The following is a 23,979-nucleotide window of genomic DNA, read 5'->3' as shown; positions in this document are numbered from 1 at the left end:
GGGTTCACCCGCGGGGCTTTCAGGGCCTGGTTCAATCCCGCTTGACCAACCCCGGCAACTGCGCCACCAGCTTCTGGTTATTGAACGGCGCTCGAATGAACCCACGCTGACGCCCGTCCGGCCCGACGATTGCCAGGTTGCCACTGTGATCCACGGTATACCCAGGCTTGCTGGTATCGGCCGGAATGAAGGGAATGCTCAAGGCGTTGGCCAGTTTCTGGGTATCCTCGATCGACCCCGCGACCCCCACGAAATCCTTGTCGAAATAGCCCAGGTACTGCTTGAGCTGGTTCGGCGTATCGCGGTTCGGGTCAACGCTCACCAGCATCACTTGCAGCCGGTCCACGGCCTCCTTGGGCAGTTCGCTCTTCACCTGGCGCAACTGGGCCAGGGTAGTAGGGCAGATGTCCGGGCAGTAGGTGTAGCCGAAGAACAGCAGCGACCACTTGCCCTTGAGGTCATCCAGCTTTACCGGCTGGCCGTCCTGATTGGTCATGGTCACGTCCGCCACCGTACGGCTCTGGGGCAGCAGGATAATGCCGGCGTCGATCAGCTCGGCAGGGTTGGGTTGGCCGCGGCCATTGAGCACCTTGTTGACGGTAAGGCCCAGGATCAGCGCGACCAGGGCGACGAGGATGAATACGGTTTTCTGGGTTCGAGTCATAGGTTCAGCAACAAGTAGTGGTCAACGAGCAACGCGATGAACAGTGCGAACAGGTAGCCGATAGAGTACTTGAACGTGCCGATCGCCGCGTGCGGCCGGCTGCCACGGTACAACACCCACGCCCAATGCAGAAAGCGCAGGCCGAGCAAAAGGGCACAAACCAGGTAGAGCAGGCCGCTCATGTGGATGGCGTAGGGCAACAGGGTAACCGCCAGCAGAATCAGGGTGTAGAGCAGGATATGCAGCTTGGTGTATCCCTCGCCGTGGGTTACCGGCAGCATCGGAATATCGGCCTTGGCGTATTCCTCCTTGCGGTGAATGGCCAACGCCCAGAAATGCGGGGGCGTCCAGGCAAAGATGATCAGCACCAGCAGCAGTGGCTCGGCGCTGATGTGGCCGCTGACCGCCACCCAGCCGAGCAACGGCGGTGCCGCGCCAGCCAACCCGCCGATGACGATGTTCTGTGGCGTGGCGCGCTTGAGAAAGCCGGTGTAGAGCACTGCATAACCCAACAATGAAGCCAGGGTCAGCCAGGCCGTGAGGGCGTTGGTGAAGACCAGCAGCGAAGCCATGCCCATCAGGGCCAACGCCAGCGCGAACAACAGCGCCGGCAGAGGCGCTACCCGGCCTTCGGCCAGTGGCCGCTTCTGGGTGCGTGCCATGAGTGCATCGATACGCCTGTCGACCACATGGTTGATGACCGCCGCACCACCGGCGCACAGGGCTATGCCCAAATTGCCGAACACCAGCACGCTCCAGGCCACACCCGCACGGGTGGCGAGAAACATGCCCACCAGCGAGGTGATCAGCATCAACACGACCACCTTGGGTTTGGTCAATTCCAGATAGTCGCGCCAACCGGCACGCGAGCGGTGTGCACTCAGAAGCGTCGCCACGAATCATTCCTCATAGGTTGCGAGAGGCCTACGCCTGGCACAGGCGTAAGACGCCAGCCATGACCGACGCGAACCTTGTCGACCACCCGAATGCGGTAGTTCACAAGCACCATGCTCAGCAACAACAGCGCGCCGCCTGCGTTATGTGCCACGGCGACGGCCAGGGGCAAATGGAACAGCACGTTGCTGATGCCCAACCCGACCTGCATCACCAATGCCAGGAGCACCAGGCGCGCCAACCGGCTCAGGCCACAGCGGTGAAGCTTCCAACTGAGCATCAGCAGGACACAGGTGACGATCATCGCGCCCAGTCGATGGCTGATATGAATGGCCGTGCGCGCATCGCTGTCCAGCTGCCCGCCGAGGTAGTTCGGACCGACATGTTGGGTCAGGTGGAAGCCATTGCTGAAGTCGGCTGACGGCCACCATTGCCCATGGCAGGTGGGCAAGTCGATACAGGCAACCGCGGCATAGTTGGCACTGACCCAACCACCCAAGGCGATCTGCCCAATCACCACCAGCAATGCCAAGGCAGCCACCCTGCGCAGGCTCAACGGCAGTTTTGGCAGTGGCGCAAATGCCTGGGATAGACGCAGCGACAACAGGAACAGCAGGCTCAACGTGGTAAAGCCCCCCAGCAGGTGCGCAGTGACCACCTGCGGCCACAACTTGAGAGTGACCGTCCACATCCCGAATGCCGCCTGGGCCAGGACCACCCCAAGCAGCAATACCGGCAAGCGGTAGGGCTGGCCATCACGCGCGTGACGGCGCACCGCCTGTAGGGCCAGGTAAGCGATCACCAGCGCCAAGGTACCGGCAAAGTAGCGATGGACCATTTCGGCCCAGCCTTTGGCCTCTTCCACTGGGTGTTCGGGAAAGTGCAATTCGGCATGGGCCAGCTGCGCTTCAGTCTTGGGCACGCTGATGAAGCCATAGCAGCCTGGCCAGTCCGGGCAACCGAGGCCTGCATGGGTGAGGCGGGTATAGGCACCGAGCAGGACGACCAGCAGTGCCAGCAGGGTGGCGAACACAGCGAGGCGGAATCCAGGTCTGGCCATGACAGGCTCCTAGCCGATGTTGGACAGCTTGAGCAGGTGACGCAGGTCGTCCAGCACATGCTTGCCGTTGACCTTGGCGTCATAGCGCAGCACCAGGTTGCCGTGAGGGTCGACGATCCACAGTTGCGGACCGGCTTCCTCCACTTTCTGCAGGTAGCGTTGAATATCCAGCGGGTAGCGCTGCAACTGGGGATATTCGCGACCCAGCAGGGCCTGATAGTCGGGGCTCAATGGCTGGGCGATGGCCAAGGCATGACTGGCACGGCTGGCGTCGCGACCAAGGCCGATCTGGATCTGCCGGGCCAGGTACACCAGTTTCTGACAATCGTCGGCGCAGGCCTGGGGCGTGCTGACCAGCAGCTGCCACCGTTCGTCCTGCGCAGTGATGCCGATGTCTGCAAGGCTCTCGCCATTGCCGATCATCACGCCGTGATAGCTGCGCCCCTCCGGCACCCAGAACTGCAGCTTGTACATGAAGGTGGCGAGCAGCATCGGCCCGAGCACCACCAGCAGGATCAGAATCAGCTGCAAACGCCCACGGGCTTTGGGTTTGCGGCCTTCAGGCACGTCCAGTGGACTGGTGGCGGCGGCCATGGTCGTTCTCCTTCTTGTTGTGCCAGCCAAAGTAGAGGTAAAGCAGCACCAGGGCGGTGGCCAGGGCGAACCACTGCACGGCATAGCCCTGGTGCTTTTCCGGGCCCATGGCGACCACCGGCCAGTCTGCACGGTAGCTGGCGGGGCCGGGCTGCAGGCGCAATTCATGGGCGAAACCTTCGCGGTCCAGCTGTTGCCACAGGTGGGCGGGGTCGACAGCGGTCAGCAGGTGAGGCCATTGACCGCCCTCCGGGTCGGGGTGAAGCTGGAAAGCACTGCCCGGCGCCACATAGACCGAAGCATCCAGCACCATGGATTGCGCAGGCGTCTCGAAGTGCACGGGTACACGGCGGTCGGGCCAGGGCAGCCAGCCGCGGTTGACCAACAGCCACAGCCCGCTGGCCTGGTCATGGAAGGGCTGGAGCAGCTCGATGCCTGCCTGGCCGTCGCGCATGCGGTTATCCAACAGCACACTGTGTTCGCCATCGAAGCGTCCAAAGAGGTGCACGCGTCGGTAAGCTACATCCTCAGCCAGCTGCAACTGAGCCGCGCCCACCGGGGCCTCCACCTGGCGCTGGGCATAGGTGTCCAGCAGGGCGCGTTTTTCCTGTGCGCGGCCGAGCTGCCAGCCGCCGAGCGAAATCAGCACCGGCAGCAGTGCAAGCACTACCAGGGTGGGCATCCAGCCTGGTCGAAACGGCCTCACAACGGCCTCATACGGTCGAGCGCTATACTTATCCACATCACCGCATCCCCCCGGAGTATCGTCATGCTCAAGGCCGCGATTGTCCTGATGTTGTTGGCCACGATTGCCAGCCTGTTCAGTGGCCTGGTGTTTCTGGTCAAGGACGATGAAAACTCGACCCGGCTGCTCAAGGCACTGACCGTTCGTGTCGCCCTGGCCGCCGTCACCGTGGGGCTGGTGGCCTGGGGCTTCATCAGTGGCCAGCTGGTTTCCAACGCCCCCTTCTGAAACACGTTGCATCTGCGGCTAAAGCCGGCTTGCCCGCAACCGCCCCTACAGCACGTAGACAAAGATGAACAGCCCGACCCACACCACATCGACGAAGTGCCAGTACCAACTGGCCGCCTCGAAACCGAAGTGTTTGTCCGGGTTGAAATGCCCGCGCAGGATACGCACGAGCATGACGATCAGAATGATCGTGCCAAGGGTAACGTGGGCACCGTGAAAGCCCGTGAGCATGAAGAAAGTCGCGCCGTAGATGCCAGAACCCAAGGTCAGCCCAAGCTTGGTGTAGGCCTCGTGATATTCGTACGCTTGCAGCGCGATGAAGCTGATGCCCAGGATGATGGTCAGCGCCATCCACAACTTCAGTGCCCCACGATGATCACGCCGCAAGGCGTGGTGGGCGATGGTGATGGTTACACTGGAACTGACCAGCAAGATGGTATTGATCAGCGGCAGGTGCCACGGGTCGATCACCTCCTTGGGCGGCGGAAAGAGTTTCGGGTCCGGGGTGTTGAGCAACGGCCAGGCGAACTCGAAGCTTGGCCACAGCATGTGGGCGATCCCCTTGTGTCCTTCGCCCCCCAGCCATGGGCCAGCCAGCACGCGCACGTAGAACAGCGCACCGAAGAAGGCCAGGAAGAACATCACTTCAGAGAAGATGAACCAACTCATGCCCCAGCGGAACGAGCGGTCCATCTGCGCGCTGTAGAGACCGGCATGGCTTTCCTTGACCACCGCGCCGAACCAGCCAAACAGCATGTAGGCCAGAAACAACGCACCGATGAAAAAGATCAGCGGCCCATGGGAATCGGGATGCCCGGCCTTGAGGTCATTGAACCAGGTGCCCAGGCCGAACATGGTGATGAACATGCCGATCGTCGCGATGATCGGCCACTTGCTCTGCGCCGGGACGTAATAGTGCTCGTGACTTGCCATTGCTGTTCTCCTTCCCTTAACGGGCGCCCTGGACGTCCTGGGTCGCGAGATGCGCGACCGGCGGGTGGCGAGCGGTGATGTCGAACAAGGTGTAGGCCAGTGTCAGGTGCTTCACGCTGGCCGGCAGGTCGCGATCGACGATGAAACGCACCGGCATCTCGATGCGTTCGCCGGGTTGCAGCACCTGCTGGGTGAAGCAGAAACATTCGGTCTTGTGGAAATACGCCGCCGCCTCGGCCGGGGTGATGCTGGGAACGGCCTGAGCGCTCATGGGCCGCTCCGTCGGGTTCCGCGCGATGAAAATCATCTGGTTCACCGCCCCTGGGTTGACGTCGATCTGGTCGGCCGTGGAATAGAAGTCCCAGACCATGTCACCGGCATTGGTCGACATGAACTGCACCCGCACGCTGCGCGACGGGTCGCTGAGCTGGGTGCCTTCGTACTGCCCGCCGGTCTTGCCATTGATGCCAAAGGCTTTGCACATCACGTCGTAGAGGGGCACCAGGGCAAAGCCGAACGCGAACATCACAACGGTCAGCATCAGCAGGCGCAGCACCAGGCGTTTGAGTGACAGGCCGTTCATGGGCACTTTCCTATTTCACTTCCGGTGGCGTCTGGAAGGTGTGGTAGGGCGCTGGCGAGGGGATCGACCATTCCAGGCCCTCGGCGCCATCCCAAGGCTTGGCCGGCGCAGGTGCGCCACCGCGGATGCACTTGATGACGATGAACAGGAAGAAGATCTGCGTCGCACCGAACATGAAGGCACCGATCGATGACACCATGTTGAAGTCGGCAAATTGCAGGTTGTAGTCGGGAATCCGCCGTGGCATGCCGGCCAAGCCAACGAAATGCATGGGGAAGAAAGCCAGGTTCATGCCGATGAACGACAACCAGAAGTGCAGCTTGCCCAGGGTTTCGTCGTACATGTGGCCAGTCCACTTGGGCAACCAGTAGTAGGCAGAGGCAAAGATGCCGAAGATCGCCCCGGGTACCAGGACGTAGTGGAAATGCGCCACCACGAAGTACGTGTCGTGGTACTGGAAGTCAGCCGGTGCGATGGCCAGCATCAATCCTGAGAACCCGCCGATGGTGAACAGGATGACGAAGGCAATGGCGAACAGCATCGGCGTTTCGAAGGTCAACGAGCCCTCCCACATGGTGCTGACCCAGTTAAACACCTTGACCCCGGTGGGTACGGCGATGAGCATGGTGGCGTACATGAAGAACAGCTCGCCAACCACCGGGATGCCAACCACGAACATGTGGTGCGCCCAGACGATGAACGACAGGAAGGCAATCGCACCGGTGGCGTACACCATCGACGTGTAGCCGAACAGCGGCTTGCGCGAAAATGCCGGAATGATCGAGCTCACAGCGCCGAACGCCGGCAGGATCATGATGTACACCTCGGGGTGGCCGAAGAACCAGAACACATGCTGGAACAGTACCGGGTCACCGCCACCGGCGGCGCTGAAGAAGCTGGTGCCGAAGTGAATGTCCATCAGCATCATGGTCACCACGCCAGCCAGTACCGGCATCACCGCAATCAGCAGGAAAGCGGTGATCAGCCAGGTCCAGACGAACAGCGGCATCTTCATCAGGGTCATGCCGGGGGCACGCAGGTTGAGGATGGTGGCGATCACGTTGATCGCCCCCATGATCGAGCTGATACCCATCATGTGGATGGCGAAGATGAAGAACGTCACGCTGGCCGGCGCATAGGTGGTCGACAGCGGGGCGTAGAAGGTCCAGCCGAAGTTAGGCCCGCCGCCCGGGGTGAACAGGGTCGAGACCAGCAGCAGGAACGCCGCCGGCAGCAGCCAGAAGCTGAAGTTGTTCATCCGCGGCAGGGCCATGTCCGGTGCCCCGACCATCAGCGGGATCATCCAGTTGGCGAGTCCGACGAAGGCGGGCATCACGGCACCGAACACCATGATCAGGCCATGCATGGTGGTCATCTGGTTGAAGAAGGCCGGCTCCACGATCTGCAGTCCCGGCTGGAACAGCTCGGCGCGTATCACCATGGCGAACGAGCCGCCGAGCAGGAACATCATGAAGCTGAACCACAGGTACATCGTGCCGATGTCCTTGTGGTTGGTGGTCAGCACCCAGCGCATCAAGCCCTTGGCTGGGCCATGGGCATGTTCGTGGCCGTGGGCGTGGTCGTCGATCACTGCACTCATGTCCTGTCTCCTGCAACCCATTGATTGCCGCGAGTATCCCGGTTCATTGCGCTTCGGCCTGCTTGAGCGCCAGCACGTCTTTGGGCGTGACCATGTCGCCCTTGTTGTTGCCCCAGGCATTGCGCTCGTAGGTAACGACGGCGGCGATGTCGACTTCCGACAGTTGTTTGCCGAAGGCAGACATGGCCGTGCCAGGCTTGCCGTGGAAGACGATGTTCAAGTGACCTTCCTTCGGTCCCGTTGCGATCTTCGAGCCTTTGAGTGCCGGGAACATGGGCGGCAAGCCTTGGCCTTCGGCCTGGTGACAGGCCACGCAGGTTGTGTGATAGACCTTGTCGCCACGCTCGACCAGCTCTTCAAGGGTCCACTCCTTGCTGGTCAACTCCTTGAGCTTGGCCGCTTCTGCCTTGCGCTCACCCAGCCAGGTGTCGTAATCGGCCTTGGACTTGACCTCCACCACCACTGGCATGAAGCCGTGGTCCTTGCCGCACAACTCGGTGCACTGGCCACGGTAGATACCGGGCTTCTCGATGCGGGTCCAAGCCTCGTTGACGAAGCCTGGAATGGCATCGCGCTTGACGGCGAAGGCGGGTACCCACCAGGAATGAATGACATCGGCAGCGGTCACCAGGAAGCGCACCTTTGCACCCACCGGCAGCACCAGTGGCTGATCGACCTCGAGCAGGTAATGCTCGTCCTTGGGCGCCTTGTTATGGATCTGGTCCGCTGGCGTGGCCAGGTTGCTGAAAAACTCCACGTCCTGGCCCAGGTACTTGTAATGCCACTTCCACTGGTAACCGGTCACCTGGATATCGACGTCCGACTCACTGGCGTCGTAGATGTCGATCAGCGTTTTGGTGGCCGGAATGGCCATGGCCACCAGAATCAGGAAGGGGACGACCGTCCAGAGGATTTCCACCCAGGTGTGTTCGTGGAAATGTGCGGGCTGCTGCCCCGTGGAACGCCGATGGATGACCATCGACCAGAACATCGCACCGAACACCACGATGCCAATGATCACGCAGATCCAGAAGATGGTCATGTGCAGGTCGAACACGGCGTTGGAGACTTCCGTCGCCCCTGGCGCCATGTTCACAGTCCAGGCGGCGTGTGCCTGACCGAAAACCGACCACAACAGCAGGCCCATCCAGACATGTGGATGTCGCATCATTGCGGGTTCCCCTTCTAGTTCTTGTTGTCCCGGAGGCATTCACCTGCGGCAAGCGGGAACGGCGGTCAAGACTGCCTGACTTCGACGACCGAGCCCCTGCGAAAGCAGACGGGCCTCATCAACGAATCACGTTCAACGGGAGTATAGACAGCGACCAATGGTGCGCAATGAAGGGCGTGAAATGAACCGCACGAAATTGGATAATGCCCCCACAAACCGCGGGCTAGAGCCTTGCTAGCACAATAATGGCATATTGATATAGCTCGCTCCGCACACGTTTGCGGGTTTTATAACAAACTTGTCTTAGGCATTCCGTATACCGAGCTACCTTAGTGTCTTCCGTTTGTAATGCCTTGTCCCTGGAGTTGTCATGAACATCGCTGCCGTGCGCGAGCAGATTAGCCAAGCCCACCAACATGAGAGCCGTACCGGCCAACTGAAACAGCGTCTCGAGGCGCAACTGCCCCATCTGCACCCCTCGATCCAACTGCCTGAGCAGGACGCCCAGGGTACTTTGGCGCGCTTCGTCAGCGCTTACATCGACCAGGTTCCAGAATTGCTGGAGGCGGCAAACGCAGTCGCCCGCGAGGCGGGTATCGAGTCGCAGATCAAGCCGGTGCTGAAGATCGCCGAAGCCTACTTCCTGCAGCCACCCAGCGTGATGCAGGGTCATGTGGGCCTGGATTGCCTGCTGGACGAGGCTTACCTGGCACACCGGCTGGTGGAAGAGGTCAACGACCTTTACATCCGCCACTTCCAGCAGCCATTGATCCCGGTCGACACGACCGTGGCCAACCTCATCGCTCACCAACTGATCGGTGAAAGTTTCGCCAACCAGCTGGATGAGGTGGTGCACCACTCGGTCGATGAAATGCTGGACGACGAAAGCTTCGCCGCGGAGTCGGTCGAACAATACCGCGAAAACCTGTGCAGCCCGGAAACCGGCGCAGCCTGGAAACGCTGGCCGTGCCTGTCGCGCCAGCTTGGCGTGGAGCTGGGCCAGCCGGCTTGACCGCCAAGGCTGCGCAACAGAGGCCTTCGATTCCACCGGACCTGTGGGGGCGGGTTTGTCCCGCGCCCACCAATGACCACGTCGCCCTGTACGCCAGTTTGGGGTTACGCTCCGACGCCCACGGTCGTACGCAACCGGCCCTCGATGCGCCGTTTCAAGCGGCGCTGCTCGATCTTCAACCGCGAACCATTGGCCGAATTGCTGCGGCTCCAGTCCTCCAGCAGCTCAAGGCATGAGTGGTCTATGTAGCTCAGGTTGCCCAGCGGCACATGCAATGTGGTACCCGCCGGAACGGTATCGAGCACCTGGGTCAGCGCCGGCACCTTGAGAAAGGTCGCGGCACCACTGAGCCGAAGCTCCATGTGCCCAGGCTTTTCCAGGGTTACCAGGCTGATCTTCAGGCGCGCCGCCTTGAAAGCCAGCTTGAGCAGGGTCAGGGCAAAGCCCAGCAGCACACCGGTCAGAAGGTCGGTGAAAATGATGGCCAGCGCGGTGGCCGCGTAGGTGAACATCGGCATCCGCCCGTAGCGCCCCAAACCACGGAAGGCCTTGAAGTCCACCAGTTTGATACCCGTGAACACCAGAACGCCTGCCAGGCTTGCCACCGGGATTTGCTGCAGCACGCTGCTCAGGGCGACGACGAACGCCAGCAGCCAAAGGCCGTGGAAGATGGCCGAGGCGCGGGTCTTTGCTCCCGCCTGGACATTGGCTGAGCTGCGTACGATCACCCCGGTCATCGGTAAGGCGCCAAGCACGCCGCACAGCATGTTGCCGATACCTTGGGCGGACAATTCACGGTCGAAGTCCGAACGCTGGCCACTGTGCATGCGGTCCACCGCAGCGGCTGACAGCAAGGTTTCGGCACTGGCGATGAAAGCCAAGGCGAAGGCCGCTACCAGAAGCGTAGGGTCGGCCAGCTTCAGCAGGTCATCCGGACGAATCCAGTCGATGGCCTCGGTCAGGTCGGCCGGCACCTGCACCCGATTCACCGAAAGCCCCAGCCATATGCTGACTGCCGTCATTGACGCCACGCCCAGCAGGGCGCCGGGGATGAAGCGCAGTCGCTGAGGCCGCAGGCGCTCCCAGCCCCACATGATGGCGATGGTGCCCAGCCCCAGCGCACCGGCCTGCCAGGCCGCGCCGGCGCTTTCCGACGGCAGGGCTGCGGCAACTGTCGCAGGAAACGCCAGCAGATTCTGCATGCCGGTTGGCTGCGGGGCGGTGTCAAACATCACGTGCAACTGCGACAGCACGATCAGCACCCCGATGCCGGCCAGCATGCCATACACCACCGCTGGGGCCGTGACCCGGAACCAACAGCCCAACTTCAGGCGCCCGGCCAGCAGCTGCAACAAGCCTGCTACCAGCAGAATCGGCCCCAACATGGCGATGCCATGCTGGCGTACCAGCTCGAACACCAGCACCGCCAGACCAGCCGCCGGTCCACTGACCTGCAGCGGCGAACCTGCCAGGAAGCCAACCACGATACCGCCGATGATGCCTGTGATCAGGCCCTTGGCCGGAGGCATGCCCGAGGCGATCGCAATGCCCATGCACAACGGCAGGGCCACCAGAAACACTACGACTGATGCCAGTAGTTCGCGCGGCAATGCCGCTGTTATCTGTGTCTTGTTCACCATTTCTTTCCTTCCTCTGTCACAGGCCATTCCTCTGGCCATAGGCATGTTGGCCCTGACAAGCGCGCAGGCGCGGGCCGCCAGCAGCGTTGCCGGCAAGACAGTCAGGGAGATTCAAGGCAGCAGAAGGCCGCACCGCACCCAGAACGGGTGCAGTCGGCTATCAAGGTAATGCGGGTGTCAGGGTCGCTTAGTAGCGGCCTCTCGGGGTCGCGCAGGGGATCGGCTCACCCGCGGTGAGCGGCAGGAAGCTGTCGCTTGCCGCGTCGTAGGCTTCGATCTGACTGGTCTCGATGTCGTAGATCCAACCATGGATATACAGCTGGCCCGCCGCCAGGCGCGACGCGACCGAAGGATGTGTGCGCAGGTGGTGCAATTGGGCGATGACGTTTTCCTTGGTCACCACTTTCATGGTCTCGTGCTCGCTGCCGCACGAGCAGTTGTCCTCGACCACGGTACGGGCGACTTCGGCGTGGCGCAGCCAAGCCTTGACCGTTGGCATCTTCTCCAACGAGCTGGGGTTGAGCACGGCACGCATCGCGCCGCAGTCGGAGTGGCCGCAAACGATGATGTGATGCACGCCCAGGGCGAGCACCGCATATTCGATGGCGGTGGAAACGCCGCCGTTCATCTGACCATACGGGGGGACCACGTTGCCGACGTTGCGGGTCACGAACAGATCGCCTGGCGAGCTCTGGGTGATCAGCTCAGGGACGATGCGCGAGTCGGCGCAGGTGATGAACATGGCGCGCGGCTTCTGCGCGGTGGCGAGCTTCTTGAACAACTCTTGCTGCTCGGGGAAGACGTCATGGTGAAAGCGCAGGAAGCCGTCGACGATGTGCTTCAGGGCGGCATCGGCGCTCTCGGCGGGGGCCTCCGGAACGACCTTGGATGGGTCCTTGACGGGCATGATTCATCCTCTTGACGGTTTGTAGGTAAATCCATTTTACCGGTGAAAGATTCTGGCTATGCGGGGATTTAGATGACGCACGCAGGCCATTCATCACAGTCGCTGCCGACTGATTGCATACGCTAGCGGGGAAAACTTAATTGAAACTGAATTCGGAGGCTCTAGAACAAGCGTTCCAGACCAAGGAGGAGGGAGCTGAATAATATCAAAAAAGCATCAGCCGCCAACCCCTATGAGTGAAATTATTGGCTGCCATTAGCCTCATTGGATGCAACAGCATTGCCTCGATGGTTCAGAACAGCGCCATCTGTCCACCCGGAGGGCAAAAGGACGAGCAGTCCAGAGACTGAGCCTCCCGGCGTTCGAAAGCCAGACGACGCATGGCCCTGGCGAAACGCTGGGCCAGCAGATCGGCGAATACCCCCTCGCCACGCATGCGTGCCCCGAACCGACTGTCGTAGAGCTCGCCGCCTCGGCTCTGGCGGATCAAGCTGAGCACATGCGCGGCACGTTGTGGATAGTGGTCGTGCAGCCATTGCTCGAACAGCGGCGCCACTTCCAGTGGCAGGCGCAGCATCATGTAGGCGGCGCTCTGCGCGCCGGCTTCCTTGGCGGCTTCCAGCAGGTGCTCCAGCTCGCTGTCATTGATCATCGGGATGATGGGGGAGCACAGCACGCCCACCGGCACCCCTGCTTCGCGCAATACCCGAATCGCCCTCAACCGCGCCTTGGGTGCCGCCGCGCGGGGTTCCAGCACGCGCTTGAGCTCATCATCCAACGTGGTGAGGCTGATCATCACCCGCACCAGGCGCTGGCTGGCCATCTCCGCCAACAAGTCGAGATCACGCAGCACCAGCGCACCTTTGGTGACGATGGTGACCGGATGGCGAAAGCGCAACAGCACCTCAAGCAGACGCCGGGTCAATTGCTGTTCACGTTCGATGGGCTGGTAGGGGTCGGTATTGGAGCCCAGGTTGATCGGTGCGCAGACATAACCCGGTTTGCTCAGCTGTTGTGCCAGCACCTCGGCTGCGTTGGTCTTGGCGATCAGTTTGGTTTCGAAATCCAGGCCCGGAGACAAGTCCCAGTAAGCATGCGAGGGGCGGGCATAGCAGTAGATGCAACCATGTTCGCAGCCACGGTAGGGGTTGATGGAACGATCGAAGGGCAGGTCGGGGGAGGTGTTGCGGCTGATGACTGACTTGGCCGTTTCGACGCTCACCTCGGTACCCTGGGTGAGAGGAACCTCTTGATACCAGCCATCGTCTTCGGCCACCGATTGACTCGGTGCGAAGCGGTTGTGCGGATTGTGAACCGTGCCACGGCCCTTTTGCGGCGCTGGAGGAATCATCGCTCACCTCGATACTGTATTTACATACAGTGCCTCAGCCCAGATGATTCTTCCAGCCCCTTTGGTCAGGGCAGTATCAATTCACACCATGCCAGCGCAAGTAGGGCAGGTGGCTTGGTGCACGCCCAAGGAAAGCCTCGATTCCTTCGCGAAGTGGCCGTGAGGCTCCTGGGGCGAACAATGCCTCCTGCAACGCGCGCCCGGTGCCACGGTCGAGCAGGCCTTGAGCCTCGAAACGCGTGAACAGGTCGAAGGCATGCACGTCCGACCATAAATAGGCGTAGTAGCCCGCATCGTAGCCGCTCACCAGGTGCTGGAAGGCATGGGCAGGACGCTCGAAGTCGGCAAGCGGCCAATATCCGCAGCGTGCGCGGGCGTCGGTCAGGCGCTGTTCAAGGGTCCGACCATCCTTCGGTGTGGCATGCAGGTCCAGATCGAACAGCGCAAGGCTCAGGTGGCCTGCCGCTTCCTCCAGGCCATCCTGCCTAAGGCGGCCCAGGCATTCCTCCACCCGCGTGCGATCGAGCTTAGTGCCGTTCCATTGATGCGACGAGATTCCGGCCAGGTAATCCGCGTTCCACACCCAACGCTCGAACAGCTTGCCAAACAGCTCGACGCCGTCCGTACCGAGCGCGGACACATTGGACAATACATGGTTTGTGGTACGCACCAGCAGGTGGTGCAAGGCATGGCCAAACTCATGGTAGAGCTTGCGCAGGGACAGGTGATCGAGTAGCGGCTGGCCGCCATCGACGGCGGCTGGAATGTCGCTGAACACTACGACGGCAGCTTCTTGATACACCCCTTCGGCATTGACCCGACGGCTGCGTATGTAAGTGGTGCTCACCCAATCCGGCTGCTTGCCAGGATGCTGCACGGCGTCCAGATACAAGAAGCCGATCAAGGCGTTGTCCTGCCAGGCCTCGAATGTCTGCACGCTGTCATCCCAGGCGGCGAACGGCTTTGGTACAAGCACGAGGCCAAATAGCTTCTCAGCCAACTGGGTCAATGCCGACACTACCACGGGCAACGGGAAGAACTCGCGCAGTGACTCGGTGGAAAGCACTTTGGTCGACGCTTTGTGTCGCGCCTGCAAGAAGCTCATGTCCCACGGCTCAGGGTCGCTCACACCCTGCACGGCGGCTTGGCTCTCGATCCGTGAGCGACGCTCGATCATGGCTGGCCGCAGATTGTCGGCCAGGTCGTGAAGGAACTTGTTCACCTGCGCGAGTCCCCCCGCGCTCTTGGCTTGCAAGCTCAGTTCAGGGTGGTTGGCAAAACCGAGCAAAAGCGCTTTCTCATCCAGCAGTTCCGCCAGACGCTGCAAGTACGTGCCATTGTCCTGCTGCCCATCTTCGCTGACACCTCGAAGGTGGTACGCACGATAGACGCTTTCACGTAGCGGACGATGCTCAGCGTACATGAGCACCGTTTCAGTGACCGCAGTCTCGCACGCGATCAACCAACCTCGCTCACCTGCCTCCCTCGCTCGGGATGCCAGTTCGTCGCGCACACGCTGTGGAATGCCACGCAATTGAGCTTCATCGTCGATGCGCAGGCCGGGGCGGTTGAGATTCAACTGATATTGCCCGCGCAAGGTGGTGATCTGCCTCTGCAACTCAGCCAGACGGGCCTTGCCGTCGGTATCGAGGGCCGTGCCGCTGATGGCGAAGTTGTCGAGGTACCAGCGCAAGGTGGCACGCTTGTGCGCGTCCAGATTCACGCCGTTGGCACGCCTCGCCAAGCGCTCGTACAGCGCTTGCAGGCGGCCATTGGTCAGCTTCTGGTCGAAGCGTTCAACAACCTTTCCATAAAACCCGAGGACGGCCTTGCCCCAATCCTCTCCTCTGCCCAGCAGCGGCAACGACGCATTGAAGACGGCCAGCAACTGGGCGTCCAGTTCATCGATCGCCAGCACGAAGTCGTCCCAGGTCGGATGCGTCTGTTGAGCGTCGATGATCCGCGCAATACCGTGTTCATGGGCTTGCAGCACGAAATCGAAAGCCGCGAGCATGTTGTCCAGGGTCACCGCATGGTAGTCCAGCGGTACCTTGCTGTGTTGCAGGAATGGATTACGGGTATCCATGGTGCGTTGCCTTGCTCATGTTGAAGAGCAGGCGAGCATGCGCACTGGAGGGACAACAGGTGGCGTCACTATGTACCACCCAGGGCAGAGGAGAATGCCACCCAGGCACAAGGCCCAGGTGGCATCAGGGCGTCACTCAGCCGGTTTCTTCAGCTTCGGATTGGGGAAGAACTGCACCGTCTGGACCTTGGCAGGAGCAGCCTTGGGTGCCAGCTGGTTGACCCGGGTGCCGAGTTCCTTGGGCACCGACAGGCCCTGCTCATTGAGCGTGTCGGCAAAGCCGCAGGCCACGCATTCGCGGTGCGGCACATCGTCCTCGTTCCACATCATCAGCTTGTCGGGCTCGCTGCATGCCGGGCATACCGCCCCAGCGATGAAGCGCTTCTTGGTTCTGTTCACGACTACCTCGCTCATGCCGCTGCGTCCTCGCTCAAGCCACTATGACGCAGCAATGCATCAATGGAAGGCTCACGACCACGGAAGTCGACGAACAGTACCATCGGCTCGCGGGAGCCACCACGGGCGAGGATCGCCTCACGGAATGCACGCCCGGTCTCGGCGTTGAGCACACCTTCTTCTTCGAAGCGCGAGAAAGCGTCAGCCGACAGCACTTCCGCCCATTTGTAGCTGTAATAGCCTGCCGCGTAACCGCCCGCGAAGATGTGGGCAAAGCTGTTGGGGAAGCGGTTGTAGGCCGGCGGACGCATCACCGAGACCTCGTCACGCACGCCTTCGAGCACTTCCAGTACGCTGCGGCCGTCGCCGTGGCGAGCGTGCAGCTCGAAATCGAACAGCGAGAACTCCAGCTGGCGCACCATCATCATGCCGGACTGGAAGTTCTTCGCAGCCAGCATCTTGTCCAACAGGTCCTTGGGCAGCGGTTCGCCCGTTTCATAATGGCCAGAGATCAGCGCCAGGCCTTCGGGCTCCCAGCACCAGTTTTCCATGAACTGACTCGGCAGCTCGACCGCATCCCAAGCCACACCATTGATGCCCGATACACCCGCATGCTCGATCCGAGTCAGCAGGTGGTGCAGGCCATGGCCGAATTCATGGAACAGCGTGGTGACTTCATCGTGAGTCAGCAAAGCGGGCTTGCCAGGTGCGGCCGGGGTGAAGTTGCACACCAGGTTGGCAACCGGGCTCTGCAACTGGCCACTGGCGGTGCGACGACGGTCGCGAGCGCCGTCCATCCAGGCGCCACCACGCTTGTTGGCGCGGGCGTACAGATCGAAGAAGAAGCGGCCGACGTGCTGACCATTTTCCTTGATCTCGAACAGACGCACATCGGGGTGCCAGGTGTCGAAGCCTTTGAGCTCGGCGATCTCGATGCCGTACAGACGCTGGACGATGTTGAACAGGCCGGACAGCACCTTGTCGATCGGGAAGTAGGCACGCAGGGCTTCCTGCGAAACGCTGTAGCGTTGTTCGCGCAGCTTCTCGCCGAAGTAGCCGGCGTCCCAACTGGCCAGCTCAGCGCAGCCTTGTTCGGCTGCATAGGCCTTGAGCTGTTCCAGATCCTGGGCAGCGAAGGGCTTGGAGCGCTTGGCCAGGTCGCGCAGGAAGCTCAGCACCTGGTCGCTGGACTCGGCCATCTTGGTGGCCAGGCTCAGGTCGGCGAAATTCTTGAAACCGAGCAGCTCGGCCAGTTCCTGGCGCAGGTCGAGGATTTCACGCATCACCGGGCCGTTGTCGAACTGCCCGGCATTCGGGCCCTGGTCCGAGGCGCGGGTGCAATACGCGGCATACAGCTCCTCGCGCAGGGCGCGATCGCTGGCGTAGGTCATTACCGCGTAATAGCTGGGGAACTCCAGGGTGATCAGCCAACCCTCAAGGCCCTTGGCCTGAGCGGCGGCGGCCATCTGCGCCTTGGCCGAATCGGTCAGACCGGCCAGGGCTGCCTCGTCGGTGACGTGCTTGGTCCAGGCCTGGGTGGCATCGAGCAGTTGGTTGGAGAAGCGGCTGCCCAGCTCGCTCAGCTTGCTCTGCACTTCGGCGTAGCGCTGCTGCTTGTCGGCAGGTAGGTCGATACCCGACAGGCGGAAGTCACGCAGGGCGTGCTCCAGGATGGTTTTCTGCGCCACGTCGAAGCCTGCGGCTTCCGGGCTGTCGATCAGCGCCTGGTAGGCTTCGAACAGCGCGCGGTTTTGCCCCAGTTCGGTAGAGTAGGCGCTCAGTGCCGGCAGGCAGGACTCATAGGCCTCGCGCAGCTCCGGGCTGTTGCACACCGCATTGAGGTGGCTTACCGGACTCCAGGCGGCGCCCAGTCGGTCGTTGAGCTCGTCCATCGCCAGCACCAGGCCGGCCCAGGTGGGTTGCTTGCCTTGCTGTTCGAGGATCTGGCCAATGGCTTTACGGTTGTCGGCCAGGATCTCTTCGATCGCCGGCAGCACATGTTCGGCACGGATCGCCGAGAAGGGCGGCAGATCGTAGGACTGCAGAAGCGGGTTGTTCGCACTCACGGTTTGGATACCTTGGCAGGAGAAACACTGGACCATCTTAATTACAATCGACGCCGACCGCAGCAGGCAGCCTGCCTATCGGCACAGATGAGAGACGCTATCATGGCCATCCGAAGCTTCCAGCAACACACTCCGAAAGTTGGACCACGGGCCTTCGTCGACCGTTCGGCGGTGGTGCTGGGCGATGTGGAAATCGGCGAGGACAGCTCGGTCTGGCCACTGACGGTGATCCGCGGCGACATGCACCGCATCCGCATCGGTGCGCGCACCAGCGTGCAGGACGCCAGCGTGTTGCACATCACCCATGCAGGCCCGTTCAACCCCGATGGTTTCCCGCTGATCATCGGCGACGATGTCACCATTGGCCACAAGGTCATGCTGCATGGCTGTACCCTGGGGAGCCGCATCCTGGTCGGCATGGGCAGCACCATCATGGATGGCGCCATCGTCGAGGACGAAGTGATCATCGGCGCCGGCAGCCTGGTGCCGCCGGGCAAGCGTCTGGAAAGCGGTTACCTGTATGTCGGCAGTCCGGTGAAGCAGGCCCGACCGCTGACTGACAAGGAACGCGCCTTTTTCCCCTACAGCGCCAGCAATTACGTGAAGCTCAAGGACCAGCACCTGGCCGAAGGCTACGACCGACCGGAATGACCTCTTCGCGGGTAAGCCCGCCAATGGAACGATCAACGACTTGAGTGACCCCCTTCACATGCACCAGCAAAACATACTCTTCGACCTTGACGGCACCCTCACCGACCCCCGCGAGGGCATCACGCGCTCGATCCAGTACGCCTTGGCCAAGCTGGGTATCGACGAGCCGGACCTGACCCGCCTCGAACACTTCATCGGCCCCCCCCTGCTGCAGGCCTTCATGCAGTTCTACAACTTCGACGAGGCCAAGGCATGGGATGCGGTGAACTTCTACCGTGAGCGTTTCAGCGTCACCGGCTTGTACGAAAACCTGGTGTTCGATGGGGTTCCCGAGCTGCTGAGTGCGCTCAATGGGCAGGGCCGCACCTTGTACATCGCCACGTCCAAGCCTTGGAAGTATGCCCGCGAGATCGCCCGGCACTTCGCGTTCGACCACCACTTCAAGGTGATCTACGGCAGTGAGCTCGATGGTACTCGCACCAACAAAGTGGAGCTGATCCGGCACCTGCTCGACGAGCAGGGGCTGAACCCGGCCGAGACCTTGATGATCGGCGACCGCAAACACGACCTGATCGGCGCCCGCAGCAACGGCCTGCAGGCAGTGGCCGTGGGTTACGGCTTTGGTAGCCATGAAGAGCTGATGGCACAGGAGCCGGCGTTCCACTTCGCGACCTTGGCCCAGATGCACGCGGCATTCATCAAGGCCTGACGGCAGTCGGGGCTGCTGCGCGGCCCCAAAACCTCAATGCCCGGTCAACAACTGCTCCAAAGCTGCCTTGCGCGCTGCAAGGGGCAACCGCCCAAGCGCTTCGACCCGTCCATAGAACCGCGCCCAATCCCCGCCCACGTCGTCGAACAGCGCCGCAAAGGCTGGCACCCACTGGTCGTACAGCCCAAATGGCAACAGCTTGGCATTGTTCATTGGCCCGTATACCCAGGCGTCGTAACGCTTGTCGCCGCTCCACTGGGTGTCGCGCAGCACTCGATACTCTCGACGCAAGCGTTCGAACTCCGCCTGCTTCGCGATACGCTTGTGGGCATCGTCCAGCGGCCCGGCATAGATCGCCTGGAGTCGCTCGCGGCTGGCCAGAACCAGTCGCGTGAACTGGTCGCGTTGTTTCACCTGACCGTCCCGAATCGTTGCAAACCCGCGCGCCACGTGCCATTGCCGCGATCCTTCCTGCTCGACGAAGGTGGCGAATGACTCGTTGAACTCGGTGTCATCCTTCACATAGACACGTTGGTGGGCCAACTCATGGAAGATCAGCGCAGCCAGCCGCTCATCCCCCCAGCCGACCATCGACGACAGAATGGGGTCATCGAACCAGCCGAGGGTGGAGTAGGCCTCCACGCCGCCGACATAGACATCCATGCCGTCCCGGCGCATCACCGCCGCCGCACCGCGTGCCGCGCCCTGTCGGTAATAGCCGCGATAGGCCACACAGCCCGCGATGGGGAAGCAGTGGGTCACCGGCTGCAGCGAAAGCTCCGGCGTGGCGAATACGTTCCAGACGACGAAGGGGCGCCCCAAGTTGGCGTATACCCGGTAACTACCGTTGTCCGGCAGTTTCAGATGCTCGCTGGCAAATGCCCGAGCTTGCTCGGCATGCTCCAGTCGAGCTCGCAAACGTGGCGTGGTAGCAGGGTCGGCAATGACCTGCGCCACCGGCGTGCGGGCATTCAACAACTGCCATTGACCCTCAGCCAACTGACCGTAATACCCAAGGCTGCCGCAACCGTTCAGCAGAAGGGCGGCCAACCAGGGAACCAAACAGGTCAAAACGCGGTCGAGTGGCCCAGAGCCTGAGCGCTTTAAAAGAAGAAATCGAACCATCTTGGGCTATCTACTCGCTCACAGCCGATGCGCTCCAAGACTATCTTGCCAAGGGGGAGTTTCGCCATGCGTCCACTGTTTGCCATCGGCTTGCTGATGCTGTTGTCCGCCTGCTCGACGCTGCCCAACCCAGACCCCAACCAGGCCTGGGTCGATCTCGCCCCAAGTGACGACACCTCACTGCACGCCGTTGAAGTGGACGAGCGCGAATGGGCAGACAAACGTTATTTCGAAGTGGCGCCCGGCAGCCACGAATTGACCGTGCGTTACCAGTTTCCAGTCACACCGAGCAATATCGGCCCGGTCAGCGAGCCCCTGTGGCGCGACTGCCAACTCAATCTCACGTTCAAGGACTTCAGCGCTGGCCAGCGCTACCAGATGCAGGCCGGCAGCATCGGTTTCCGCCCCTGGATCAAACTCTACGACCAGCAGCAAAAACTGGTCGGACAAGGGCTGCCAGCGGGCTGCCAACGTACCTGAACATGCTGAACGGCGCTATGCTTGTAGCTTGTGAACCGCAAGCGGGAGTTTCGCCATGCGCCAGCCTATGATGCTGATCGCTCTCAGCGCACTGGGGGCTTGCGCCAGCCCCTTGCCGCCCGCCGACCCCAAGCAGGCCTGGGTCGACCTCTATACCACCACCCCAGGACGGGTCATCATGGCCGATCGACTCGATGGCAAGCGCCTGGAGGACGGTCGCTTTTTCCAGGTCACGCCGGGCAAGCATGAACTGGTGGTGCGTTTCGACTACGAGATCTACTCCGGCGGGGTCATGTCCCAACCCGTGGATCGCACCTGTTACCTGACCGTACGCTACGACGACTTCAAGGCCGGCGAGCGCTATCGCCTGGAGGCCAGGGCACCGGTGATGAAGCCACAAGTGCTGTTGTACGATGCCAACCGCGAGGTGCTGGTGAATGAACCCAGCAGGGTCTTCTGCGTGCCCTGAGCGTTTGGGGCCGTAAAGCGGCCCCACCTGCTACCGGTCATTCTTCTGGTAGATGATTTTCTTGGTACCGCCATCACAGCTGCCCACGACCATGTTGGGGTCCTTGACCTCGCTGTTAGGCACGATTTCCAGGGTGTAGGACGGCACACCTTGCGCCTGGATCTTCGCTTCGATCTCGGCCTTCAGTTCCTCGCACGGTTTGACCGCGGCCAGTGCGGACGTAGCGACCAAGGAAGCCAGCACGGCGATTGTTACGCGGATCATTGAACAGCTCCTCAAAAGGCAGTCTCGCTGCCAACGCTGTTTAGACTACCGCAAACCGCCGCAGTTGCGCCGCCTAGCCCACCAGCAAGGCATCGAGGCTGACAGTGGCATTGAGCAGTTTGGAAACCGGGCAGCCTGCCTTCGCCTTGTTGGCGATTTCCAGGAACTGCGACTCGCTGGCCCCCGGCACCTTGGCCCGCAGAACCAAGTGCACCGCGGTAATGGCAAAGCCATCGGCCTGTTTATCCAGAGAGACCTCGGCGATGGTGTCGATGCGCTCTGCGGTCAGCCCCGCCTCGCCCAGCATCATGGAAAGGGCCATCGAAAAACAGCCTGCGTGGGCTGCGCCGATCAACTCTTCCGGGTTGGTGCCAGGTGAGCCTTCGAAACGGGTATTGAAGCCATAAGGGTTCTGCTTCAGGGCCCCGCTTTCCGTGGAGAGAAAGCCGCTGCCGTCTTTCAAACCACCTTGCCAGATCGCTGATGCTGTCTTCTTCATATTGCCTCCTGAGCGCTGGGTTAGGTACTCATGGGTTCAGAGGCCAACGCCCCCCGGCAAGTTCAGACTAATCGGCCATCACGCATTGAAACGGCCGAATGTGCCCATACAGAGTTCACATGGCCTCTGGCCAATCACCCTTACGGAGGCTCCGATGACGCAGTTGCGTGACCTGAAAATTTCCACCCTCGACCTGGTGCCCGTCCGTGCCGACGCCGGCCCGGCGCAGTCGCTGCGCAACTCGCTGGACCTGGCACAACACGTCGAGCGCTTCGGATACAACCGCTTCTGGGTCGCCGAACACCACAACATGGATGGGATCGCCAGTTCGGCCACGTCAGTGCTGATCGGCTACCTGGCCGGTGGCACATCGACCATTCGGGTCGGCTCCGGCGGCATCATGCTGCCCAACCACGCGCCCCTGGTGATCGCCGAGCAGTTCGGTACCCTGGCCAGCCTCTATCCGGGCCGCATCGACCTGGGCCTTGGCCGTGCGCCAGGCTCCGACCAGATGACTGCAAGGGCCCTGCGCCGCGAACGCTCCGGCAGTGCTGACGACTTCCCCGACGATGTCGAAGAACTGTCGCGCTATCTCGGACCGCGCACACCTGATCAGAAAGTGATCGCCGTCCCCGGCCACGATACCGAGGTGCCACTCTGGTTACTCGGCTCCAGCTTGTTCAGCGCCCAGTTGGCGGGCATGCGTGGGCTGCCCTATGCCTTCGCATCGCACTTCGCGCCGCGCTACATGCATGAGGCCATCCGCATCTACCGCGACCATTTCAAACCGTCCACGGTCCTGGACAAGCCTTATGTAATGCTCGGAGTACCGATGGTCGTGGCAGAAACCGACGAGAAGGCCGAATACCTGGCCACATCCGTGTACCAGCGCATTCTCGCCCTGATTCGCGGACAAAGCCTGATGCAGCGGCCCCCGGTGCCGAGCATGGACGGCCTTTGGCTGCCCCATGAGCGGGACGCAGTGGGCAGCTTCCTGGGCCTGGCGATGATCGGCAGCCCGCAGAAAGTGCGGGCCAAGGTGCAAGTGCTCTTGGAACAGACGGGCGCGGATGAGCTGATCTTCACCTGCGACTTGTACGAGCATGCAGACCGGGTCCGGTCCTATGAATTACTGGCGCAGGCCTTGAAGGCCGAGTAGCGCCCAATCAACCGGCAAACCGGCTCCTGCGGGGGCACCGCCCGTGGGAGCGGGTTTGCCGGCGAACGGGCCAACGCTCATCCACGTCGGTAGACGATTTCTTTTTTGCCGCCTTCGCAGGTGCCGACCACCTTGCCCGCTGGGTCACCCTTGTTGACGATCTCAAGCGTGTAGCCCTTGACACCCTTGGCATCGAGCTTGGCCGCGATTTCCGCCTTGAGTTCCTCGCACGGCTTCCCGGCCGCCATCGCACCACCGGCCAGCGCCATCAGGCCTATCGCAAGCATCAGTTTCTTCATCGACCGCATTCCTTGTTTCAGATGAGAAAAGACAAGAAGGGCGCCACCCAGGCACCCTCCAGCGTTATAACGCCATCACGCCGGGACTTTCCATCCCGATCATGGGTCAACTATTGGCGATGCGGAACCCGACCTTAAGCGTGACCTGGAAGTGCGCCGCCTTGTTGTCCCGGATGTGACCCCGGGTGTCGACCACTTCGAACCATTCCAGGTGCTTGATGCTCTTGCCAGCTTCGGCCAGGGCATTGTTGATCGCCTCTTCGATGCTGTTGGGTGAAGATCCCACCAGCTCGATCTTCTTGTAGGTGTGATGATCGGACATGAGCACTCTCCTTGGATGACGGTGAGATTCAGCCTAGCAGCGCAGGCATGGTTTACCTGCGAGCAGCAGCCA

Annotated in this window: 27 protein-coding genes; 7 read left to right on the top strand and 20 right to left on the bottom strand. The window is 61.5% G+C overall.

Annotation, left to right across the window (positions count from 1 at the left end; all coding sequences use genetic code 11):
- Nucleotides 1-31 precede the first annotated feature (31 nt).
- Genes VXM67_RS02665 through VXM67_RS02645 form a run of 5 tightly spaced genes read right to left on the bottom strand, consistent with a single transcriptional unit; the run spans nucleotide 32 to nucleotide 3,918 of the window.
- Complete coding sequence (locus tag VXM67_RS02665; RefSeq protein ID WP_186598641.1) at nucleotides 32-664, bottom strand: SCO family protein; 633 nt, start codon at nucleotides 662-664, stop codon at nucleotides 32-34.
- Nucleotides 661-1,560: a heme o synthase gene (gene cyoE / locus VXM67_RS02660; RefSeq protein ID WP_023378009.1), complete on the bottom strand. Its 900-nt coding sequence runs from the start codon at nucleotides 1,558-1,560 to the stop codon at nucleotides 661-663. Before cyoE ends, VXM67_RS02665 begins: the two co-directional genes overlap by 4 nt.
- Nucleotides 1,545-2,618: a heme A synthase gene (locus VXM67_RS02655; RefSeq protein ID WP_367237485.1), complete on the bottom strand. Its 1,074-nt coding sequence runs from the start codon at nucleotides 2,616-2,618 to the stop codon at nucleotides 1,545-1,547. Before VXM67_RS02655 ends, cyoE begins: the two co-directional genes overlap by 16 nt.
- A 9-nt stretch (nucleotides 2,619-2,627) precedes the next feature.
- The gene (locus VXM67_RS02650) at nucleotides 2,628-3,212 is read right to left on the bottom strand and encodes a hypothetical protein (protein WP_023378006.1); all 585 of its coding nucleotides are present in this window, start codon (nucleotides 3,210-3,212) and stop codon (nucleotides 2,628-2,630) included.
- Nucleotides 3,178-3,918, bottom strand: a complete 741-nt coding sequence (locus tag VXM67_RS02645) for an SURF1 family protein (protein WP_041925427.1) — start codon at nucleotides 3,916-3,918, stop codon at nucleotides 3,178-3,180. Before VXM67_RS02645 ends, VXM67_RS02650 begins: the two co-directional genes overlap by 35 nt.
- 63 nt (nucleotides 3,919-3,981) lie before the next feature.
- On the opposite strand from VXM67_RS02645, the gene VXM67_RS02640 reads away from it, so the two are divergent.
- Nucleotides 3,982-4,185 carry a twin transmembrane helix small protein gene (locus VXM67_RS02640; RefSeq protein WP_023378002.1) on the top strand — a complete coding sequence of 68 codons (204 nt, stop codon included), beginning with the start codon at nucleotides 3,982-3,984 and terminating at the stop codon, nucleotides 4,183-4,185.
- Nucleotides 4,186-4,230: 45 nt separating this feature from the next.
- Here the strand turns inward: VXM67_RS02640 and VXM67_RS02635 are convergent, their stop codons facing one another.
- Genes VXM67_RS02635 through coxB form a run of 4 tightly spaced genes read right to left on the bottom strand, consistent with a single transcriptional unit; the run spans nucleotide 4,231 to nucleotide 8,472 of the window.
- Nucleotides 4,231-5,118 carry a cytochrome c oxidase subunit 3 gene (locus tag VXM67_RS02635; RefSeq protein WP_023378001.1) on the bottom strand — a complete coding sequence of 296 codons (888 nt, stop codon included), beginning with the start codon at nucleotides 5,116-5,118 and terminating at the stop codon, nucleotides 4,231-4,233.
- A gap of 16 nt (nucleotides 5,119-5,134) precedes the next feature.
- On the bottom strand, nucleotides 5,135-5,701 hold the full coding sequence (locus tag VXM67_RS02630) for a cytochrome c oxidase assembly protein (protein ID WP_023378000.1): 567 nt from the start codon (nucleotides 5,699-5,701) through the stop codon (nucleotides 5,135-5,137).
- 10 nt (nucleotides 5,702-5,711) lie between these two features.
- The gene (gene ctaD, locus VXM67_RS02625) at nucleotides 5,712-7,301 is read right to left on the bottom strand and encodes a cytochrome c oxidase subunit I (RefSeq protein ID WP_023377999.1); all 1,590 of its coding nucleotides are present in this window, start codon (nucleotides 7,299-7,301) and stop codon (nucleotides 5,712-5,714) included.
- A gap of 43 nt (nucleotides 7,302-7,344) precedes the next feature.
- A complete protein-coding gene (gene coxB, locus VXM67_RS02620; RefSeq protein WP_367237484.1) occupies nucleotides 7,345-8,472 on the bottom strand; it encodes a cytochrome c oxidase subunit II in 1,128 nt (375 codons plus the stop codon).
- Nucleotides 8,473-8,842: 370 nt separating this feature from the next.
- Here coxB and VXM67_RS02615 point away from each other — a divergent pair, with 370 nt between their 5' ends.
- Nucleotides 8,843-9,484 carry a hypothetical protein gene (locus tag VXM67_RS02615; RefSeq protein ID WP_023377997.1) on the top strand — a complete coding sequence of 214 codons (642 nt, stop codon included), beginning with the start codon at nucleotides 8,843-8,845 and terminating at the stop codon, nucleotides 9,482-9,484.
- A 104-nt stretch (nucleotides 9,485-9,588) separates the two neighbouring features.
- Here VXM67_RS02615 and VXM67_RS02610 read toward each other — a convergent pair whose 3' ends face one another.
- From VXM67_RS02610 to prlC, 6 genes are all read right to left on the bottom strand, one after another.
- Nucleotides 9,589-11,124: a SulP family inorganic anion transporter gene (locus VXM67_RS02610; protein ID WP_023377996.1), complete on the bottom strand. Its 1,536-nt coding sequence runs from the start codon at nucleotides 11,122-11,124 to the stop codon at nucleotides 9,589-9,591.
- A 187-nt stretch (nucleotides 11,125-11,311) separates the two neighbouring features.
- Nucleotides 11,312-12,031, bottom strand: coding sequence for a carbonic anhydrase (locus VXM67_RS02605; protein WP_023377995.1), 720 nt, complete (start codon nucleotides 12,029-12,031; stop codon nucleotides 11,312-11,314).
- A 292-nt stretch (nucleotides 12,032-12,323) separates the two neighbouring features.
- Entirely contained in the window at nucleotides 12,324-13,382 is a 1,059-nt protein-coding gene (locus VXM67_RS02600) for a PA0069 family radical SAM protein (protein WP_023377994.1), read from the bottom strand.
- Between the two features lie 76 nt (nucleotides 13,383-13,458).
- Nucleotides 13,459-15,468 (bottom strand): M3 family metallopeptidase, encoded by a 2,010-nt coding sequence (locus VXM67_RS02595; RefSeq protein WP_027906635.1) that lies wholly within the window; start codon nucleotides 15,466-15,468, stop codon nucleotides 13,459-13,461.
- 132 nt (nucleotides 15,469-15,600) lie between these two features.
- The gene (locus VXM67_RS02590; protein ID WP_023377992.1) at nucleotides 15,601-15,882 is read right to left on the bottom strand and encodes a YheV family putative zinc ribbon protein; all 282 of its coding nucleotides are present in this window, start codon (nucleotides 15,880-15,882) and stop codon (nucleotides 15,601-15,603) included.
- Complete coding sequence (gene prlC, locus VXM67_RS02585; protein WP_027906636.1) at nucleotides 15,879-17,966, bottom strand: oligopeptidase A; 2,088 nt, start codon at nucleotides 17,964-17,966, stop codon at nucleotides 15,879-15,881. Before prlC ends, VXM67_RS02590 begins: the two co-directional genes overlap by 4 nt.
- Nucleotides 17,967-18,032: 66 nt before the next feature.
- On the opposite strand from prlC, the gene VXM67_RS02580 reads away from it, so the two are divergent.
- Together VXM67_RS02580 and VXM67_RS02575 are read left to right on the top strand one after the other, a co-directional pair.
- Entirely contained in the window at nucleotides 18,033-18,581 is a 549-nt protein-coding gene (locus VXM67_RS02580) for a gamma carbonic anhydrase family protein (protein ID WP_023377990.1), read from the top strand.
- Between the two features lie 58 nt (nucleotides 18,582-18,639).
- A complete protein-coding gene (locus VXM67_RS02575) occupies nucleotides 18,640-19,290 on the top strand; it encodes an HAD family hydrolase (protein WP_023377989.1) in 651 nt (216 codons plus the stop codon).
- A 33-nt stretch (nucleotides 19,291-19,323) separates the two neighbouring features.
- Here VXM67_RS02575 and VXM67_RS02570 read toward each other — a convergent pair whose 3' ends face one another.
- The gene (locus tag VXM67_RS02570) at nucleotides 19,324-20,415 is read right to left on the bottom strand and encodes an aminopeptidase (RefSeq protein WP_186598636.1); all 1,092 of its coding nucleotides are present in this window, start codon (nucleotides 20,413-20,415) and stop codon (nucleotides 19,324-19,326) included.
- A 66-nt stretch (nucleotides 20,416-20,481) separates the two neighbouring features.
- Between VXM67_RS02570 and VXM67_RS02565 the strand changes: the two genes are divergently transcribed.
- Nucleotides 20,482-20,895, top strand: coding sequence for a hypothetical protein (locus tag VXM67_RS02565; protein ID WP_023377987.1), 414 nt, complete (start codon nucleotides 20,482-20,484; stop codon nucleotides 20,893-20,895).
- Nucleotides 20,896-20,950: 55 nt separating this feature from the next.
- A complete protein-coding gene (locus VXM67_RS02560; protein WP_023377986.1) occupies nucleotides 20,951-21,364 on the top strand; it encodes a hypothetical protein in 414 nt (137 codons plus the stop codon).
- A gap of 30 nt (nucleotides 21,365-21,394) precedes the next feature.
- On the opposite strand, the gene VXM67_RS02555 is transcribed toward VXM67_RS02560, so the two are convergent.
- Complete coding sequence (locus VXM67_RS02555; protein ID WP_023377985.1) at nucleotides 21,395-21,628, bottom strand: DUF1161 domain-containing protein; 234 nt, start codon at nucleotides 21,626-21,628, stop codon at nucleotides 21,395-21,397.
- 73 nt (nucleotides 21,629-21,701) lie between these two features.
- On the bottom strand, nucleotides 21,702-22,127 hold the full coding sequence (locus VXM67_RS02550) for an OsmC family protein (RefSeq protein WP_023377984.1): 426 nt from the start codon (nucleotides 22,125-22,127) through the stop codon (nucleotides 21,702-21,704).
- 154 nt (nucleotides 22,128-22,281) lie between these two features.
- On the opposite strand from VXM67_RS02550, the gene VXM67_RS02545 reads away from it, so the two are divergent.
- Nucleotides 22,282-23,286 (top strand): LLM class flavin-dependent oxidoreductase, encoded by a 1,005-nt coding sequence (locus VXM67_RS02545; protein WP_023377983.1) that lies wholly within the window; start codon nucleotides 22,282-22,284, stop codon nucleotides 23,284-23,286.
- A gap of 77 nt (nucleotides 23,287-23,363) precedes the next feature.
- On the opposite strand, the gene VXM67_RS02540 is transcribed toward VXM67_RS02545, so the two are convergent.
- Together VXM67_RS02540 and VXM67_RS02535 are read right to left on the bottom strand one after the other, a co-directional pair.
- Nucleotides 23,364-23,585, bottom strand: coding sequence for a DUF1161 domain-containing protein (locus VXM67_RS02540; RefSeq protein WP_027906638.1), 222 nt, complete (start codon nucleotides 23,583-23,585; stop codon nucleotides 23,364-23,366).
- 106 nt (nucleotides 23,586-23,691) lie between these two features.
- Complete coding sequence (locus VXM67_RS02535) at nucleotides 23,692-23,907, bottom strand: dodecin (protein WP_023377979.1); 216 nt, start codon at nucleotides 23,905-23,907, stop codon at nucleotides 23,692-23,694.
- Between the last annotated feature and the right edge of the window lie 72 nt (nucleotides 23,908-23,979).

The organism is Pseudomonas sp. Rh2 (assembly GCF_040762985.1).
Classification (GTDB): domain Bacteria; phylum Pseudomonadota; class Gammaproteobacteria; order Pseudomonadales; family Pseudomonadaceae; genus Aquipseudomonas; species Aquipseudomonas taiwanensis.
The sequence above is the reverse complement of the archived record's forward strand: the minus strand, read 5'-3'. Positions and strand labels throughout refer to the sequence as shown.

What these genes read in the sequence shown, in the direction of transcription:
- VXM67_RS02665 (WP_186598641.1), bottom strand. Translation starts at nt 664, where the DNA reads ATGACTCGAACCCAGAAAACCGTATTCATCCTCGTCGCCCTGGTCGCG.
- VXM67_RS02655 (WP_367237485.1), bottom strand. Translation starts at nt 2,618, where the DNA reads ATGGCCAGACCTGGATTCCGCCTCGCTGTGTTCGCCACCCTGCTGGCA.
- VXM67_RS02650 (WP_023378006.1), bottom strand. Translation starts at nt 3,212, where the DNA reads ATGGCCGCCGCCACCAGTCCACTGGACGTGCCTGAAGGCCGCAAACCC.
- VXM67_RS02640 (WP_023378002.1), top strand. Translation starts at nt 3,982, where the DNA reads ATGCTCAAGGCCGCGATTGTCCTGATGTTGTTGGCCACGATTGCCAGC.
- VXM67_RS02635 (WP_023378001.1), bottom strand. Translation starts at nt 5,118, where the DNA reads ATGGCAAGTCACGAGCACTATTACGTCCCGGCGCAGAGCAAGTGGCCG.
- VXM67_RS02630 (WP_023378000.1), bottom strand. Translation starts at nt 5,701, where the DNA reads ATGAACGGCCTGTCACTCAAACGCCTGGTGCTGCGCCTGCTGATGCTG.
- ctaD (WP_023377999.1), bottom strand. Translation starts at nt 7,301, where the DNA reads ATGAGTGCAGTGATCGACGACCACGCCCACGGCCACGAACATGCCCAT.
- coxB (WP_367237484.1), bottom strand. Translation starts at nt 8,472, where the DNA reads ATGATGCGACATCCACATGTCTGGATGGGCCTGCTGTTGTGGTCGGTT.
- VXM67_RS02615 (WP_023377997.1), top strand. Translation starts at nt 8,843, where the DNA reads ATGAACATCGCTGCCGTGCGCGAGCAGATTAGCCAAGCCCACCAACAT.
- VXM67_RS02610 (WP_023377996.1), bottom strand. Translation starts at nt 11,124, where the DNA reads ATGGTGAACAAGACACAGATAACAGCGGCATTGCCGCGCGAACTACTG.
- VXM67_RS02605 (WP_023377995.1), bottom strand. Translation starts at nt 12,031, where the DNA reads ATGCCCGTCAAGGACCCATCCAAGGTCGTTCCGGAGGCCCCCGCCGAG.
- VXM67_RS02600 (WP_023377994.1), bottom strand. Translation starts at nt 13,382, where the DNA reads ATGATTCCTCCAGCGCCGCAAAAGGGCCGTGGCACGGTTCACAATCCG.
- VXM67_RS02595 (WP_027906635.1), bottom strand. Translation starts at nt 15,468, where the DNA reads ATGGATACCCGTAATCCATTCCTGCAACACAGCAAGGTACCGCTGGAC.
- VXM67_RS02590 (WP_023377992.1), bottom strand. Translation starts at nt 15,882, where the DNA reads ATGAGCGAGGTAGTCGTGAACAGAACCAAGAAGCGCTTCATCGCTGGG.
- prlC (WP_027906636.1), bottom strand. Translation starts at nt 17,966, where the DNA reads ATGGTCCAGTGTTTCTCCTGCCAAGGTATCCAAACCGTGAGTGCGAAC.
- VXM67_RS02580 (WP_023377990.1), top strand. Translation starts at nt 18,033, where the DNA reads ATGGCCATCCGAAGCTTCCAGCAACACACTCCGAAAGTTGGACCACGG.
- VXM67_RS02575 (WP_023377989.1), top strand. Translation starts at nt 18,640, where the DNA reads ATGCACCAGCAAAACATACTCTTCGACCTTGACGGCACCCTCACCGAC.
- VXM67_RS02570 (WP_186598636.1), bottom strand. Translation starts at nt 20,415, where the DNA reads ATGGTTCGATTTCTTCTTTTAAAGCGCTCAGGCTCTGGGCCACTCGAC.
- VXM67_RS02565 (WP_023377987.1), top strand. Translation starts at nt 20,482, where the DNA reads ATGCGTCCACTGTTTGCCATCGGCTTGCTGATGCTGTTGTCCGCCTGC.
- VXM67_RS02560 (WP_023377986.1), top strand. Translation starts at nt 20,951, where the DNA reads ATGCGCCAGCCTATGATGCTGATCGCTCTCAGCGCACTGGGGGCTTGC.
- VXM67_RS02555 (WP_023377985.1), bottom strand. Translation starts at nt 21,628, where the DNA reads ATGATCCGCGTAACAATCGCCGTGCTGGCTTCCTTGGTCGCTACGTCC.
- VXM67_RS02550 (WP_023377984.1), bottom strand. Translation starts at nt 22,127, where the DNA reads ATGAAGAAGACAGCATCAGCGATCTGGCAAGGTGGTTTGAAAGACGGC.
- VXM67_RS02545 (WP_023377983.1), top strand. Translation starts at nt 22,282, where the DNA reads ATGACGCAGTTGCGTGACCTGAAAATTTCCACCCTCGACCTGGTGCCC.
- VXM67_RS02540 (WP_027906638.1), bottom strand. Translation starts at nt 23,585, where the DNA reads ATGAAGAAACTGATGCTTGCGATAGGCCTGATGGCGCTGGCCGGTGGT.
- VXM67_RS02535 (WP_023377979.1), bottom strand. Translation starts at nt 23,907, where the DNA reads ATGTCCGATCATCACACCTACAAGAAGATCGAGCTGGTGGGATCTTCA.